At 57.5% G+C, this 14,891-nt stretch carries 15 protein-coding genes; 5 read left to right on the top strand and 10 right to left on the bottom strand.

Translation table 11 applies throughout. From position 1 onward, the window contains the following. Positions 1 to 123: 123 nt before the first annotated feature. The 6 genes from msrQ to VD17_RS03500 form a co-directional block, all read right to left on the bottom strand. The gene (gene msrQ / locus VD17_RS03475; RefSeq protein ID WP_046052700.1) at positions 124 to 744 is read right to left on the bottom strand and encodes a protein-methionine-sulfoxide reductase heme-binding subunit MsrQ; all 621 of its coding nucleotides are present in this window, start codon (positions 742 to 744) and stop codon (positions 124 to 126) included. Then, a complete protein-coding gene (gene msrP, locus VD17_RS03480; protein ID WP_046052701.1) occupies positions 744 to 1,757 on the bottom strand; it encodes a protein-methionine-sulfoxide reductase catalytic subunit MsrP in 1,014 nt (337 codons plus the stop codon). The genes msrQ and msrP overlap by 1 nt, the downstream gene beginning before the upstream one ends. A 57-nt stretch (positions 1,758 to 1,814) precedes the next feature. Further along, on the bottom strand, positions 1,815 to 2,669 hold the full coding sequence (gene pssA, locus VD17_RS03485) for a CDP-diacylglycerol--serine O-phosphatidyltransferase (RefSeq protein ID WP_008156794.1): 855 nt from the start codon (positions 2,667 to 2,669) through the stop codon (positions 1,815 to 1,817). Positions 2,670 to 2,812: 143 nt separating this feature from the next. Continuing rightward, positions 2,813 to 3,829, bottom strand: a complete 1,017-nt coding sequence (gene ilvC / locus VD17_RS03490; RefSeq protein ID WP_007948647.1) for a ketol-acid reductoisomerase — start codon at positions 3,827 to 3,829, stop codon at positions 2,813 to 2,815. A 48-nt stretch (positions 3,830 to 3,877) separates the two neighbouring features. Beyond that, complete coding sequence (gene ilvN, locus VD17_RS03495; RefSeq protein WP_003176102.1) at positions 3,878 to 4,369, bottom strand: acetolactate synthase small subunit; 492 nt, start codon at positions 4,367 to 4,369, stop codon at positions 3,878 to 3,880. Positions 4,370 to 4,371: 2 nt separating this feature from the next. Next, entirely contained in the window at positions 4,372 to 6,096 is a 1,725-nt protein-coding gene (locus VD17_RS03500) for an acetolactate synthase 3 large subunit (protein WP_046052773.1), read from the bottom strand. A 400-nt stretch (positions 6,097 to 6,496) separates the two neighbouring features. On the opposite strand from VD17_RS03500, the gene VD17_RS03505 reads away from it, so the two are divergent. Next, the gene (locus VD17_RS03505) at positions 6,497 to 6,919 is read left to right on the top strand and encodes a DUF4124 domain-containing protein (RefSeq protein WP_046052702.1); all 423 of its coding nucleotides are present in this window, start codon (positions 6,497 to 6,499) and stop codon (positions 6,917 to 6,919) included. A 23-nt stretch (positions 6,920 to 6,942) separates the two neighbouring features. Here the strand turns inward: VD17_RS03505 and VD17_RS03510 are convergent, their stop codons facing one another. From VD17_RS03510 to mrcB, 3 genes are read right to left on the bottom strand one after another with little or no spacing between them, the layout of a single operon-like run. After that, positions 6,943 to 7,278: a YqcC family protein gene (locus tag VD17_RS03510; protein WP_033054374.1), complete on the bottom strand. Its 336-nt coding sequence runs from the start codon at positions 7,276 to 7,278 to the stop codon at positions 6,943 to 6,945. After that, on the bottom strand, positions 7,278 to 8,012 hold the full coding sequence (locus tag VD17_RS03515; RefSeq protein ID WP_046052703.1) for a tetratricopeptide repeat protein: 735 nt from the start codon (positions 8,010 to 8,012) through the stop codon (positions 7,278 to 7,280). The genes VD17_RS03510 and VD17_RS03515 overlap by 1 nt, the downstream gene beginning before the upstream one ends. 16 nt (positions 8,013 to 8,028) lie before the next feature. Next, positions 8,029 to 10,353 (bottom strand): penicillin-binding protein 1B, encoded by a 2,325-nt coding sequence (gene mrcB / locus VD17_RS03520; protein WP_046052704.1) that lies wholly within the window; start codon positions 10,351 to 10,353, stop codon positions 8,029 to 8,031. 118 nt (positions 10,354 to 10,471) lie between these two features. Here mrcB and VD17_RS03525 point away from each other — a divergent pair, with 118 nt between their 5' ends. From VD17_RS03525 to VD17_RS03540, 4 genes are all read left to right on the top strand, one after another. Then, complete coding sequence (locus VD17_RS03525; protein WP_046052705.1) at positions 10,472 to 12,028, top strand: AAA family ATPase; 1,557 nt, start codon at positions 10,472 to 10,474, stop codon at positions 12,026 to 12,028. Positions 12,029 to 12,119: 91 nt separating this feature from the next. Further along, positions 12,120 to 12,464: a pentapeptide repeat-containing protein gene (locus tag VD17_RS03530; RefSeq protein ID WP_046052706.1), complete on the top strand. Its 345-nt coding sequence runs from the start codon at positions 12,120 to 12,122 to the stop codon at positions 12,462 to 12,464. A 245-nt stretch (positions 12,465 to 12,709) separates the two neighbouring features. Next, a complete protein-coding gene (locus VD17_RS03535; RefSeq protein WP_003228231.1) occupies positions 12,710 to 12,982 on the top strand; it encodes a TfoX/Sxy family protein in 273 nt (90 codons plus the stop codon). Positions 12,983 to 12,997: 15 nt separating this feature from the next. Beyond that, positions 12,998 to 13,798 carry a Crp/Fnr family transcriptional regulator gene (locus VD17_RS03540; RefSeq protein WP_046052707.1) on the top strand — a complete coding sequence of 267 codons (801 nt, stop codon included), beginning with the start codon at positions 12,998 to 13,000 and terminating at the stop codon, positions 13,796 to 13,798. Positions 13,799 to 14,031: 233 nt separating this feature from the next. Here the strand turns inward: VD17_RS03540 and VD17_RS03545 are convergent, their stop codons facing one another. Beyond that, positions 14,032 to 14,883, bottom strand: coding sequence for a ChaN family lipoprotein (locus VD17_RS03545; RefSeq protein WP_046052708.1), 852 nt, complete (start codon positions 14,881 to 14,883; stop codon positions 14,032 to 14,034). Positions 14,884 to 14,891 lie beyond the last annotated feature (8 nt).

The raw sequence follows: 14,891 nt of genomic DNA on the forward strand, positions 1-14,891 counted from the left end.
ATGACCTGAAGCCGCTCGCTGTCGAAAACTGCGTAACTCATTGTTTATCAAGGAGTTTTCCGTTTCGACTGCGCCGGAAGTGGGGCGAATTATAGACTTCCAGAATCTGCCGTCAACCCTTAATTATGCTTTTCGTGCAGAAGGTGTCTTTTTGGCTATTAATCGTGGGATTCGGCGGGCTACAGGGGGTAGTCGCAACACTAATAGCAATGCACCTATAGAGGCGTAAACCGCCCATTCCTTAAGATCAGCACGTACGATCCACAACATATGCAGCAATCCAAGCCCGAGAACTACATAGGCAAGACGATGCAGTTTCTTCCAGCGAGAACCCAAACGCCGCTGACTATAGCGATTTGAGGTCACCGCCAAGGCCAATAAACAGAGAAACCCCAGCGTCCCGACAATAATGTACGGCCGCTTGCGCAACTCGACACCCAACTGTGACCAATCAAAGCCGAGGATGAACGCCGTATACCCACTCAAATGCAAAACCACATAAGCGAAGCACCACAACCCCAGTTGCCGCCGGACAGCAACCCACCCCGCCCAACCGGTAAGTTTCTGCACAGGTGTCATGCTTAAAGTAATGAGCAGCAGGACAAGCGTCCCCAGCCCCAACCGGTCAACCAGCACCTTACCCGGATCAGGCCCCAGCACATCCTCCCAGGCCTGATACAACCAAAGCACGGGCCAGACCGCAGCAGCTATAAAGACGCCAATTCGCCAAAACGGAAATCGCATCAATAGTTCTTCCGCAAATCGAGCCCTGCATATAAGGAGGCGACTTCATCCGAGTAGCCATTGAACATCTGCGTGTCCCGCACATTGGGCTTGAACAGCCCGCTCGGCAAACGCCGCTCACGCGCCTGAGTCCAACGTGGATGGTCGACCCCAGGATTCACGTTCGCATAAAAACCATACTCATCCGAGGCAATGCTCTGCCAGGTGGTTTTCGGCTGCTCGCTCACCAGACTGATCCGCACGATGGATTTGATGCTCTTGAAGCCGTACTTCCACGGGACCACCAAACGCAGAGGCGCGCCGTTCTGATTCGCCAACTCCCGCCCGTACATACCCACGGCAAGAATCGCCAACGGGTTCATCGCCTCATCCAGGCGCAGCCCTTCCACATAAGGCCAATCGATCAAGGCAAAACCGGAGCGCTGCCCAGGCATGCTCTTGGGATCTTCCAGGGTTTCGAAGCGAATGAATTTGGCTTTGGAAGTCGGCTCGACTTCCTTGAGCAGGGCCGAGATGGGAAATCCGATCCATGGAATGACCATTGACCAGGCTTCTACACAGCGAAGACGGTAGATGCGCTCCTCCAACTGATAAGGCTTCATGAAGTCTTCCAGTGCATACCGCCCCGGCTTGCCCACCTCCCCGTCTATTACCACGCTCCAAGGCTCGGTTTTCAACGCGCCGGCGTTGGCGGCCGGATCACCTTTATCGGTGCCGAACTCATAGAAGTTGTTGTAATGGGTCGCGTCCTTGAATGGCGTGATCGCCTCATCCTTGACGTTGACCGCCCCCCATTTGGTAGCAGGCAGTTTTTCGGCAAACCAGGAAGGCGCCTTGCCAGGCTCGACATCCGCATAACGCGCAGCATCCTCGGCACTGGCCCAGCGCGGCAGGCTGCTTACGGCCAAACCGGCAACGGCGGCACCAAGCACATTGCGACGAGATAGATAGAAGGATTCAGGCGTGACGTCCGACTCATGGCAGTCAGACGCTTTGGGGACTTTGATCAGCATGGCAACTCCGCAGCATTGGAGAACAAATGCACCAATAGCTGCGGAGTATGAGGGAAGTTAAGCGTTTTTGTGCCGACGAAGACGTAACAGATATTGAACCGGGCCAGAGGCTGCATAAGCGAGAAAAACCAGCAGCAGGATGCGCGGCGGATCACTGAACACCACGGCAAACACCAACACCACAGCGAGAATCGCCACGAAAGGAACACGCCCTTTCAAGTCCAGCTCCTTGAAGCTGTTGTACTTGATGTTGCTGACCATCAGCATGCCGGCGGCAGCGACCATCAATGCAACCAGGAAGGACATCTTCGAGCCCTGAATGCCGTAATCACTGAACGCCCAGACAATGCCTGCAACCACACCAGCAGCAGCCGGACTGGCCAGACCAATGAAGTAGCGCTTGTCCGCCGTGCCGACCTGGGTATTGAAACGCGCCAGGCGCAACGCCGCGCCAGCTACATAAATGAAGGCAACCATCCAGCCGACCTTACCCATGTCGCCCAAGGCCCAACCGAACGCCAGCAATGCCGGCGCAACACCAAAGGCGACCATGTCGGACAGCGAGTCGTACTCGGCACCGAAGGCGCTCTGGGTATTGGTCATACGGGCAACGCGACCATCGAGGCCGTCGAGCACCATCGCGACAAAAATCGCGATCGCTGCAAAAGCAAAATACTTGCTCGCACCAATCGAATCACCGGCACTCAAGGCGCTCTGCGCGCTCATCGAGTTGATGATGGAATAAAACCCTGCAAACAGGTTCGCAGTGGTGAACAGATTCGGCAGAAGATAGATACCACGATGCCGGACTTTACGACCTTCAGCGTCATGCCCTTCCTCGATGTGTTCATCGATGGGCAGCAGGCTTTCGGCGTCAGAAGCCTGGTTTGGCTCTTCGGGACGTTCGCTCATGGACATTACCTTGCAACGGGGTGGAAGTTTGGACAGGTGTCTGGGACGACGGTTCGGCCGCAAACGATGCAGCTTTATACCAGAACCAGCCACCCAAACGAAAAAACGCGGCCTAGGCCGCGTTTTTCGTACAAGTGCGCGACTTAGTTTTTAGCTTTGTCGACGATCTTGTTGGCACCGATCCACGGCATCATGGAGCGCAGTTGCTCGCCGATGATTTCGATACCGTGAGCGGCGTTGTTACGACGCTTGGCAGTCATCGAAGGATAGCCGGTAGCGCCTTCGCTGATGAACATCTTGGCGTATTCGCCGTCCTGAATACGTTTCAGGGCATTGCGCATGGCCTGACGGGATTCGGCGTTGATCACTTCCGGACCGGTCACGTACTCGCCGTACTCAGCGTTGTTGGAGATCGAGTAGTTCATGTTGGCGATACCGCCTTCGTACATGAGGTCAACAATCAGTTTCAGCTCGTGCAGGCATTCGAAGTAGGCCATTTCCGGCGCGTAGCCAGCTTCAACCAGGGTTTCGAAACCGGCTTTAACCAGCTCAACGGTACCGCCGCACAGAACGGCTTGTTCGCCGAACAGGTCGGTTTCAGTCTCGTCCTTGAAGGTGGTTTCGATGATGCCGGTACGACCGCCACCAACGCCAGCGGCGTAGGACAGCGCAACGTTTTTGGCGTTGCCGGAAGCATCCTGATAGATAGCGATCAGGTCAGGGATACCGCCGCCTTTGACGAACTCGGAACGCACGGTGTGGCCCGGAGCTTTCGGCGCGATCATGATCACGTCGAGGTCAGCGCGCGGAACAACCTGGTTGTAGTGAATCGCGAAGCCGTGGGAGAAGGCCAGGGTGGCGCCTTTCTTGATGTTCGGCTCGATTTCGTTCTTGTACAGAGCGGACTGGAACTCGTCCGGGGTCAGGATCATGACCAGGTCGGCAGCCGCAACAGCGGAAGCAACGTCGGTCACTTTCAGGCCGTGAGCTTCGGCTTTGGCAACAGTCGCCGAACCTTTACGCAGACCAACAGTAACGTCAACGCCGGAGTCTTTCAGGTTGCACGCTTGAGCGTGGCCCTGGGAACCGTAACCGATGATGGCAACTTTCTTGCCCTGGATGATCGACAGGTCGCAGTCTTTTTCGTAATAAACTTTCATGAAATTCCCCTATATATCCAGGCCGTTCAGGCCATTCGCTAATTTGGTTTAGATGCTGAGTACTTTGTCGCCGCGGGCGATACCGGTTACGCCGCTGCGGACGGTCTCCAGAATCGAGGCGGTGCCAATGGACTGAATGAAGCTGTCGAGCTTATCGCTGGTACCGGTCAATTGAACGGTATACACGCTAGCGCTGACGTCAACGATCTGCCCACGATAAATATCGGTAGTGCGTTTGATCTCGGCGCGCTGGGCACCGGTGGCCTTGACCTTGACCAGCATCAGCTCGCGCTCGATGTGAGCACTCTCCGACAGGTCGACCAGCTTGACCACTTCGATCAACTTGTTCAGGTTCTTGGTGATCTGCTCGATAACTTCATCATGACCAACCGTGGTCAGCGTCAGACGCGACAGGGTCGGGTCTTCGGTAGGTGCCACGGTCAGGCTTTCGATGTTGTAGTTGCGCTGCGAGAACAGGCCGACTACACGAGACAGAGCGCCAGGTTCGTTTTCCAGAAGCAAGGAAATAATGTGCCGCATGATTATGTACGCTCCGTCTTGCTCAGCCACATATCGCGCATGGAGCCGTCTTTGATCTGCATCGGGTAGACGTGCTCGCTGGTGTCGACCGAAATATCGAGCACCACCAGGCGATCTTTCATGGCAAACGCTTCCTCCATCTTCGACTTCAAATCTTTCGAGTCGGTGATGCGCATGCCGACGTGACCATAGGCCTCCGCCAACTTGACGAAGTCAGGCAACGACTCCATGTAGGAATGCGAGTGACGGCTGCCATAGCTCATGTCTTGCCACTGGCGAACCATACCCAGAACACCATTGTTCAGGATGACGATTTTCACCGGCAAACCATATTGCAGACAGGTGGACAGTTCCTGAATGTTCATCTGGATACTGCCTTCGCCCGTCACGCAGACGACGTCGTCATCCGGGAAGCTCAGCTTGATGCCCATGGCCGCCGGAAAACCGAAGCCCATGGTGCCCAGGCCACCAGAGTTGATCCAGCGGTTCGGCTTGTTAAACGTGTAGTACTGCGCCGCGAACATTTGGTGCTGGCCCACGTCAGAGGCCACAAAGGCATCGCCCTTGGTGACTTCGCACAGGGTTTCGATCACGGCCTGCGGCTTGATGACGCTGCCATCGCCCTTGTCGTAAGGGAACAGACCGCGGTCACCGCGCCACTCATCAACTTGCTTCCACCAGCTGGCAACAGACTCCTTGTTCGGGGTCTCGCCGATTTCCTTGAGGATCGCGACCATCTCGGTCAGGACACTCTCGACCGGACCGACAATAGGTACGTCTGCCTTGATGGTCTTGGAAATCGAAGCCGGGTCGATGTCGATGTGAATGATCTTGGCATTCGGGCAGAACTTGGCCGGGCCGTTGATCACGCGGTCATCGAAACGCGCGCCGACTGCAAGGATCACGTCGGCATGGTGCATCGCCAGGTTAGCGGTGTAGCTGCCGTGCATGCCGAGCATGCCGATGAACTGACGGTCGGTGCCAGGGTAGGCACCCAGACCCATCAGGGTATTGGTCACTGGCAGGTTGAGCATCTTCGCCAGCTCGGTCAGCGGCGCGGAGCCACCACCGAGAATCACGCCGCCGCCTGCGTACATCACAGGACGCTTGGCCGCCAGGAGCATTTCTGCCGCCTTGCGGATTTGCCCGGAGTGACCGCGAACAGCCGGGCTGTAGGAACGCAGCTTGGCTTTTTTCGGGAAGATGTATTCGAACTTCTCGGCCGGGTTGGTCATGTCTTTCGGGATATCGACAACGACCGGACCAGGACGACCGGATTGCGCGAGGTAGAACGCCTTCTTCATGACTTCCGGGATTTCCGACGCGTGCTTGATCATGAAGCTGTGCTTCACGATCGGCCGGGAGATACCGATCATGTCGGTTTCCTGGAACGCATCGGTGCCCACCATGGTGCTAGGCACCTGGCCAGAAATGACCACCATCGGAATGGAGTCCATGTAGGCCGTGGCAATACCGGTGATGGCGTTGGTTGCGCCCGGGCCGGAGGTCACCAGTACCACACCGGCTTTACCGGTGGCACGGGCATAGCCGTCAGCCATATGGGTCGCAGCCTGTTCGTGACGAACCAGGATGTGGGTCACTTCCGGTTCTTTGAACAGGGCATCGTAGACATGAAGAAGAGCACCACCCGGGTACCCGTAGATATATTTGACGCCTTCGTCACGCAAAAAGCGGACGAGCATCTCACCGCCAGATAAAAGCTCCACGTTGTTCACCTCTAAAACGCCAGAATACCGCCCACATAAAAGAGGACGGGTCTTAATAGGTTTACTTCTCAGCAGAGCATGAGCGACGGTGGTCGCCGACTACGTCAGCACTGACTGAGCAAGTATTGGGATCGTCCCAAGTGTTGCGGGCCTTTCCCACCCAGCGCGAGGTAACGCGTTGCGGGTGTAACAGGTCGGCGCGGATGTGCGCCTCATGATCTGCTGAGCGGGCCTGCTTCTGGCAGTCCCTCTACAGCGGACTTTGGATTCTTCTGTTTCGTCCTCTCCAAGTCAAGTCGTCTATGTGCTTTATTGAACTAAGCACATGAGAAAGCAAGAAAAAACCGCTAAACAGCAACTGTGTTAGCTTCAATTGCGCAACCCAATACAAGGAAATGGCATGCGAACGTTTTTCCTGACCGTCAGCCTGCTGATTGGCATCAGCCCTTTGTGCATGGCCGCTCAGATTTACAAATGGGTCGACGCCCAGGGCGTTACCCACTTCGACGCCCAACCGCCGCAAGGCCGGGAAGCCACCACCGTGGTAACGCCCTCCTCGCCTGCAAGCAACCAGCCCCCGTTGCCACGCAGCGGCGCCATTGGTGATCAACAGGCGATCGACAAGAAAGTTAAAAAGCAGGTGACCGAGCAGCAAGCCCAGCTAAAGGAATTCTGCGAACAGGCGCGAACGAACCTGGCTCAGTTGCAGAACAATCCGCGAATACGGGAGGATGTCGAAGGCGAGATGCGCCGCCTGACTGACCAGCAACGTCAGGAGCGCATCAGCGAAGCACAGAATCAGATTGCGGATAACTGCCAATAGACAGCTCCTACAACGGATCGGCGTTAGCGGGAGGCGGTGATCAGTAGATCAAACTCTTTGAGCAGCACCTGCAACTGCCGGTCCTTGCCCTGGACATTACGAGCCGCGAAGACCATTTCGGCCATCTCCTGAATTCCCGAAGCGTTTGGCAAGGGCAGATCCTGCTCGAGGATCACCTTCATCCGCGGAAGGAAGATCCATTGCAGCCACTGCTCGAAATCCAGCGTATCGACCGAGAATGGTTCGACACTGGAAAGCGCTTCGGCGGAGGGCGAGACCTCGTCCCACCAACCCTGAACCCGCAGCTCGCGCTCGATCAATAGCAACTGTTCGGCAATCTTCGGAAAGCGCGCATCCATCACAGCGATACCTTGGCCTTCTGACGGGCCAATGCTGCGCCAGCAGAATCACCCTGTTTTTCACGCGCCTGAGCGATCAATTCCCACAGACTGGCCTGAAGTGCCGGACGACCGTTGGCGAAGGTCAGGCCACGACGAGCAAACTGCTCGGCTTGTGGCGCATCGCCTTGAGCCATACGCACCTGAGCCAGACGATAAAGCACTTGCGGCTCACGCGGCGCAACACGCTGGGCGCGCTCGAGGCTGGAGGAAGCACCGTTGAGATCACCGCTCGACTGTTGCTGCTGAGCGGTGGTCAGCAAGGCCAGAACCGGACCGTCCAATTGCTCGTCGGCAGACAAGCCACCGGAGTTCGCCGAAGGAATCCCGCTCGGCGTCGACGGCATGCTGTAGCTGCCCTGGTTGATCGGTGCCGACTGGACCGGCGAGGTATCGATCGGCCCCGGGGTAATCGGGCCTGGCGTAATCGGCGCAGTGCTGATCGGTGCCGACGCGACTGCGCCACCACCTGGCACCATCACGACTACACCGGTATCGCCTTGCGGGATTGCCTGGGTCTGGGCTTGCGCAGGACGTTTAGTCGTCGTCTGACGGAAACCGCCATTCGCCGAAACCCGCTCACTGTTCGAAACGGCGCTACCGGAATCCACAACCGGAATCGACCCGCGTTGTACGGAGGAGCAACCGCTGAGCAAAGCCACGGCGGTAACCGCTGGAATCAACCACTTGTTCACTTGAAACCCTCTTTGCTTAATTCATCCAGCCCTTGACCCAATCCATCACCGTTTCGCCGGAAACAGGGCTTTCGCCACCGCAAGCGGCACCGGGAGGCGGTTCACTGCCGCGAATATACGGCATCTGCACCGCACCTGGGCAGTTGGCATCAGAGCCTTGTCCGGTACGCGAATCGACCCAGGCCTGAACAATGTTGTCTGGCTGCGGCATGTCCAGCGGCAACGGATCGGCCTTGCGCATGAAACTGGTCCAGACCTGCAGCGCACCGGTGGCGCCGGTGAACGGAGTCTTGCCGTTGTCATCGCGACCCAGCCAGACCACTGCCAGCAGGTCCTGACTGAAACCGGCAAACCAGCTGTCCCGCGAATCGTTACTGGTGCCGGTCTTGCCGGCCAGGGTCAGGGTTTTCGGCAACACGTTGTAAACCGAACTGCCGGTACCTTCACGCATGACCCGCTGCATGGCGCTCTGGATCAGGTAAATGGAGGCCGGATCGAAACGCTGCTGGATCTGGAACGGATAACGCTTGAGCGGTTCGCCTTCAGCGGTCAATACGCTACGGATCCCGCGCATCGGCGTATTGAAACCACCATTGGCCAGGGTCTGGTACATGGTCGCCACCTCGATCGGGGTCATGCCGCCAGCACCCAGCAACATCGACGGGAACGCCGGGAATTCGCGAGTCACGCCGAGGCGCCCGAGGGTCTTCAGGACATTCGGTACGCCCACCGCCAACCCGAGACGCGCGGTCGACAGGTTGTAGGAATGCGCCAAGCCCTGATACAGAAATACCGTGCCATGGGAGCGGCGATCGTAGTTCTGCGGTTTCCAGACTTGACCGTCCGCGCCTTTGACCGAGAAAGAATCGTCCGACAGCCAACTGGTCAAGGTGTACTGGCTCGGTTTCTCAAGGGCTGTCAGATAAACCGCCGGTTTGATCAAAGAGCCGATCGGTCGTACAGCATCCAGCGCACGGTTGAAGCCGGCAAAACTTGCCTGACGACTGCCAATCATGGCCTGCACTTCACCGGTTTCCGGGTTGGTCACGACCATGGCCGCTTCAACCTCATCGGAACCCTTGCGCCCGGAGAGTCTCTTGAAGGTGTCGTTGACCGATGCCTCGGCTTTCATCTGCAGGATCGGGTCGAAACTGGTGAAGATCCGCAGACCTTCTTCGGTCAAGTCTTCGTCGCGATAGTCTTCACGCAGCTGACGCTTGACCAGGTCGAGGAAGCCCGGGAACGAGCTGTCGGCCAGCTTGCCGCGAGTCGTCACACCCAGTGGCATTTTCTTCGCCGCAGCGACCTGATCGGCGCTGGCAACGCCCTGTTGCTCAAGTACATCGAGCACGAGATTGCGCCGTTCAAGCGCCCGTTCAGGGTTGCGACGAGGGTTGTAATAGGACGGCCCCTTGACCATGCCCACCAGCATCGCGACTTGATGCAGCTTCAGTTCAGACAACGGCTGCCCGAAGAAAAACTGGCTTGCCAAGCCGAAACCATGCACCGCGCGCTGCCCATCCTGACCGACGAACACTTCATTGAGGTAAGCCTCAAGAATTTCTCGTTTGTCGTAATGCAGCTCAAGCAACATCGCCATCATGGCTTCGGTGAGTTTACGGGTCAGGCTGCGTTCGCTGGTCAGGTAGAAGTTCTTGACCAATTGTTGCGTCAGCGTACTGCCGCCTTGGGTCATCTTGCCGCCAGAGGTGTTGACGTAGATGGCTCGGGCAATCGACTTGGGCGACACGCCCCAGTGGCTGTAGAAATCCCGGTCTTCCACAGCGACCAGCGTTTCCAGCAAATACGGTGGGACCTGATCAATTTTGATCAAAATACGATCTTCGAGATTTTTCGGGTAAATCCCGCCAATCAGTAGTGGTTCCAACCGCACCACAGAGAGTTTCGAACCGTTGGTCGCCGACAATTCGGCCACGTAGTCGCCAGAGAAACGCACCCGTACCGGTTGCGCTTGCTCCATGCCTTCATAGAACTGGAAGCCACGGGTATTCAAGTCGACGGTATTGCCGCTGACCGCCGCCGCGCCGGGTCCATTGCTCACGCTTTCGCGTCGATAGCCCAAGGCATCGAGCTCGGTCAGAAAATCGTCCTTGCTGAGCTTTTGTCCGACGAACAGCTCCAGCGGACGCGCGTACACCTTGGCCGGGATGGTCCAGCGCTTGCCGGAGAACTTTTCCTGGACAATCGCGTCGAGGTAAACCGCGAATCCGGCCAGCACCACAAGGCCGACCAGACTGAGTTTAAGGGCCCAGCCCAGCCAGGGGCGCAGGCCCTTGGAAGGTGGTTTTTTTGGGGTGCGGGGGGATCGAGTACGAGTCATGGCGGCGGATTATACGCACTTTATTCATACTCAACAGGAGCCCTCCGAGGTTTGCGTCAGACGGACTTGCGGCCATAATGGCGGCCGTGAATTTTCCCCAGACTCTGAAGGATCGCCTGTGAGCCAGTCCCTGATCGCCGCCCTGCAAAACCCGGCCCTCTACCCGCATCCCGTAGACGGGTTCCAGGTCATCGAAACCCATATTTCCTGGGTAATCCTCACTGGCCCCTTTGCTTATAAAGTGAAGAAGCCAGTGAATTTCGGCTTCCTGGACTTCACCAACCTCGATGCTCGCAAGCATTTTTGCGGCGAAGAGCTGCGCCTTAACCAGCGCCTGACCAACGATTTGTACCTCGAAGTGTTGCCAATCACCGGCAGCGCCGAAGCCCCACAACTGGGTGGCGAGGGTCCGGTCGTCGATTACGCACTGAAAATGCGTCAATTCCCACAGAGCCAACTGCTCAGCACGCTGCAAGCCAACGGCGAATTGACCCCCTTGCACATCGACGAGATGGCCGCGCAGATCGCCCAATTCCACCTCAGCGCACCGAAAGTGCCTGCCGAACACGAAGCCGGCACGCCGGACAGCGTGATGGCACCGGTACGCCAGAATTTCGAACAGATCCGTCCGTTCCTCAGCGACAAAGCCGATCTGCTGCAACTGGATGCGCTGCAAGCCTGGGCCGAAAGCAGCTTCGAACGCCTCAAGCCACTGTTCGCCCAGCGCAAAGCCGAAGGTTTCATCCGCGAATGCCACGGTGACATCCACCTGGGCAACGCCACCGTGATCGACGACAAGGTCGTGATCTTCGACTGCATCGAGTTCAACGAACCGTTCCGCTTCACCGACGTTTACGCCGACACCGGCTTCCTGGCGATGGACCTGGAAGACCGTGGCCTGAAGAGTCTGGCGCGCCGCTTCATCAGCCAGTACCTGGAACTGACCGGCGATTACCAGGGCCTTGAGTTGCTCAACTTCTATAAAGCCTATCGCGCACTGGTTCGCGCCAAGGTCAGCCTGTTCAGCATGCCGGCCGAGGCCGACCCGGTGCAGCGAGCCACCACCCTGCGTCAGTACCGCAATTACGCCAACCTGGCGGAAAGCTACAGCACCATTCCTTCGCGTTTCATGGCCATCACCCACGGTGTTTCTGCCGTCGGCAAGAGCCACGTGGCCATGCGCCTGGTGGAAGCATTGGGCGCCATTCGCCTGCGTTCCGATGTAGAGCGCAAACGTCTGTTCGGCGAGCAAACCGTGCCAAACGACCCGCAGGCCGGCATCTATAGCGCCGACGCCAGCGCCGCCACTTACACCCGCCTGCATGAAATTGCCGCAGTGATCCTGCGTGCCGGTTTCCCGGTGGTAGTCGATGCGACTTACCTCAAGCGCGACCAGCGTGACGGCGCAGCGAAGATCGCCGAAGCCACTGGCGCGCCATTCCTGATCCTCGATTGCAATGCGCCGCAAGCGGTGATCGAGAGCTGGCTGGCCTTGCGTCAGGCAGACAAAAAGGACCCGTCCGACGCCAATCTGGCGGTTATCGAAGCCCAGCAAGCCACTCGCGAGGCTCTGACGCCAGCAGAGATTCTCTGCAGCAAACGCGTTCAGACCAATGAAAGCGGAACCCTCGACACCGTCGTTGCACAGATTCGCCAGCGCCTGCCGGGTCTGTAAGAAACTATTTCAGCCGTGAAGCCTTCGCCGGCTTCACGGCTGCCAAATAGTGGCACTATACTGGCGTCATAAAACCAACAGGTGATCTGACATGAGCCAGCCGAAACTTCTCGACACCCCGCTTTATGCTTTGCTGCACAAAGACGACATCACTGGCTTCAACAACGAGCGCCCAAAAGACGGACCTGTCGACATGGTCGGTGGCGATTTCCGGGGGCTGGACCTGCGTGAACTGAACGCCGACGGCGTCGACTTTACCGATGCCTACTTCCGCTCCGCCGACTTGCGCGGCATCGACTTTCGCAACGCCTCCCTGGAAGGCGCGAGCCTTGCTCACGCACAGATCTCCGGTGCCTACTTCCCGCCAGAGCTGAGTGCTGACGAGATCCTGATGTCGATGAATTTCGGTACCCGCCTGCGTTATCGCACCCGCTAAAAACGACTTTTAACTGAACCGTTCGGCGCTCCCGCTTTGCGCTGGACTCTGGGCATGGTCTGCCTGAAAACCTGATTCCACCGCCCTCTCTTCCTGCCGCACTCGCAGACTTTCACACAGCTTCGGGACTTCGCTTCTTAGAAGCTTTTGCGTCGAAACCGACCAAACAATCACGCTTTTCCTACTGATGGCTACACTCCTGAGAAGCTCGCCCACGCACCGTTCGGCCGTCGCAAGGAGGCTTGATGAATGATGAACTGCAGCACCTGAAGAATCTTGGCAAGACGTCGGCGCAGTGGCTGCATGCCGTGGGCATCCACAGCGCCTCGGACTTGCGTCGACTGGGGGCGGTGGATGCTTATCGGGCCGTGCGCACGCGCGGGTTTCGGGCGTCCAAGGTGTTGTTATATGCCATCGAAGGCGCCCTGATGGATGTGCATTGGAATGACATTCCCGCCGAGCGCAAGGACGCCTTGAACAAACAGCTGGAAGCTATCTCGTCACGTCACAAGAACTGAACGGACGCAGCAGCCATGTACCTACTTGGGGAACAACCGGCTTACGCCGACGCGCTGATCAACCGACTGCAACATATTCCCGTCCGGCTGCTGGAAGGTTTGATGCCCTGCGGACCGAGCCTGGAGTTTTCAGCCGTCGATGATCTGGCCGTCCTGTTACCCGGCAATCAACTGTTTGTACTGGACAATGGCCTGCTGCATGGATACATCGACGATCGGGCATTATTCTATCTGCACGAGGGAGATCTGATCGGCTTGCGCCAGGGCACGGAACTGCCGCGTTGCCGCTTTCGTAGCGATAGCCCGTTAGCACTGACGCCTTATCTGCGCTCCGAGGTTTTTCAGCATATCTACGCCGACCCGGAGCGTTCGGAGTTATTTCTTCAATACATGGCCGGTCAGTCCGCCCTGCTGTCCGACGCACTCGCCCGCCTGAAACAACCCGAGTTTCGAAGCACCAATGGCTTTCAGCGCGTGGCCAGTGGCGAAGTGTTGATCCGTCAGGGCGATGAACCGGATCACGTATTCGTCATCATTGATGGCCATGCCGAAGCCTTTGTCGACGGACATAAAGTCGGCGATATACCCAAGGACGAGATTTTCGGCGCCATGGCGGTGTTCACTGGCGAGAAGCGTAACGCCAGCGTGATCACCAGCGAGCCCAGCACTGTCATGCTGATCCCCAAGGACCAGTTTCTCAGCCTGACCCAAAGCAATCCGAAGATCGCCCATAGCCTGATTGCGAGCATGGCCCGACATATCGACCTGCTCAACAAGCAGATCATTGTGATGAGCTCGCTCAACCGCACAGGCTGAAACCCAATGATGACGGGCGTTTCCAGCCAACGAGCAGCGCATTTCAAAGAATTGAGAAATCAGCGGTTGACTTGGTAATGAGAATCGCTATGATTATCACAACTGGTCGCGAGACTGGTCGATATTTGAAAAGCCCTTGGTTCGGACTCTCAGATATCTCCTCATCAGGCTAATCACGGTTATTTGACCCGGCTCTTGCCGGGTCTTTTTTTGCCTGGAGAAAAGTCGTTCGCTCACTTGCCAAATTGCTTACGCATTTGCGCGCAGTAATCCTGCGGTGGCTTGGCAGGCGTGTACCAGACGTAATCCGCCATGGCCGGTGTGACCTCGCTGCCCTGCTCCGCCAACATCAACACCACAGGCGCCTGGAGATCTCCCAGATCAAGCACATGAATCGGCACGCCGACATCCTTGCGCGCGTGGTAGGCGCCGGCAAACAGTAGTGAAGGCGTGGGTGCCGCCAGCAGGCGTTCGGCCATCCGTCGGTCGCGTTGTTGCTGGACCGCCAGCATCGCCGGCATCTGTGATTCGGGCAGCAGACCACAGTGGGAGTCGCTGACTTGCTTCAGCAACTCGTCCTTGACTGAAGCAGCGTTGGAGCGCGAACCGCTCAATGTCGGTGGGTTGGCATAAACGGTACGGACTTCAAGCGTGTCCAGATTGGCTGCCAGCAGGGGGTATGGCTGGGTCAGGGCGAAACGAACGATCGGACCGTACAGATTCCAGTCCCAGCCAGACTGCCAGGCCAATGCACCGGGTAAATCCGCTGGTGGTGTCGAGGCGCGACGGACGTCATCGACGCGCAGCTGTTGATCCGGCGTGAGCATTTCCAGCAACAGACTGCCTTGGGGTCGCTGCTCACCCAGCGACTTCAACAACCACAATTGCAGTTGATGGTGATCGCGATTGTCATGCTGTTCGCCCACGATCAGCCGTGAAGGCCTCTCCAACCGTTCAACCAGTTCCTCTACCGTGAGGGTCTGACCACTGCGCAAGTCCCGGATCTCGCCGACAACCGGCGGCGGAGTCGAAACATGCTGACAGGCACTCAGCATCAGCAAGGCCAGCATCAAAATCCCACGCATGTTTTCAC

This window comes from Pseudomonas fluorescens (assembly GCF_000968015.1).
Taxonomy (GTDB): Bacteria; Pseudomonadota; Gammaproteobacteria; order Pseudomonadales; family Pseudomonadaceae; genus Aquipseudomonas; species Aquipseudomonas fluorescens_W.

Excerpts from the sequence above, each read along its gene's own strand:
- msrQ (WP_046052700.1), bottom strand. The coding sequence starts at position 744 with ATGCGATTTCCGTTTTGGCGAATTGGCGTCTTTATAGCTGCTGCGGTC.
- msrP (WP_046052701.1), bottom strand. The coding sequence starts at position 1,757 with ATGCTGATCAAAGTCCCCAAAGCGTCTGACTGCCATGAGTCGGACGTC.
- pssA (WP_008156794.1), bottom strand. The coding sequence starts at position 2,669 with ATGAGCGAACGTCCCGAAGAGCCAAACCAGGCTTCTGACGCCGAAAGC.
- ilvC (WP_007948647.1), bottom strand. The coding sequence starts at position 3,829 with ATGAAAGTTTATTACGAAAAAGACTGCGACCTGTCGATCATCCAGGGC.
- ilvN (WP_003176102.1), bottom strand. The coding sequence starts at position 4,369 with ATGCGGCACATTATTTCCTTGCTTCTGGAAAACGAACCTGGCGCTCTG.
- VD17_RS03505 (WP_046052702.1), top strand. The coding sequence starts at position 6,497 with ATGCGAACGTTTTTCCTGACCGTCAGCCTGCTGATTGGCATCAGCCCT.
- VD17_RS03510 (WP_033054374.1), bottom strand. The coding sequence starts at position 7,278 with ATGGATGCGCGCTTTCCGAAGATTGCCGAACAGTTGCTATTGATCGAG.
- mrcB (WP_046052704.1), bottom strand. The coding sequence starts at position 10,353 with ATGACTCGTACTCGATCCCCCCGCACCCCAAAAAAACCACCTTCCAAG.
- VD17_RS03530 (WP_046052706.1), top strand. The coding sequence starts at position 12,120 with ATGAGCCAGCCGAAACTTCTCGACACCCCGCTTTATGCTTTGCTGCAC.
- VD17_RS03535 (WP_003228231.1), top strand. The coding sequence starts at position 12,710 with ATGAATGATGAACTGCAGCACCTGAAGAATCTTGGCAAGACGTCGGCG.
- VD17_RS03540 (WP_046052707.1), top strand. The coding sequence starts at position 12,998 with ATGTACCTACTTGGGGAACAACCGGCTTACGCCGACGCGCTGATCAAC.
- VD17_RS03545 (WP_046052708.1), bottom strand. The coding sequence starts at position 14,883 with ATGCGTGGGATTTTGATGCTGGCCTTGCTGATGCTGAGTGCCTGTCAG.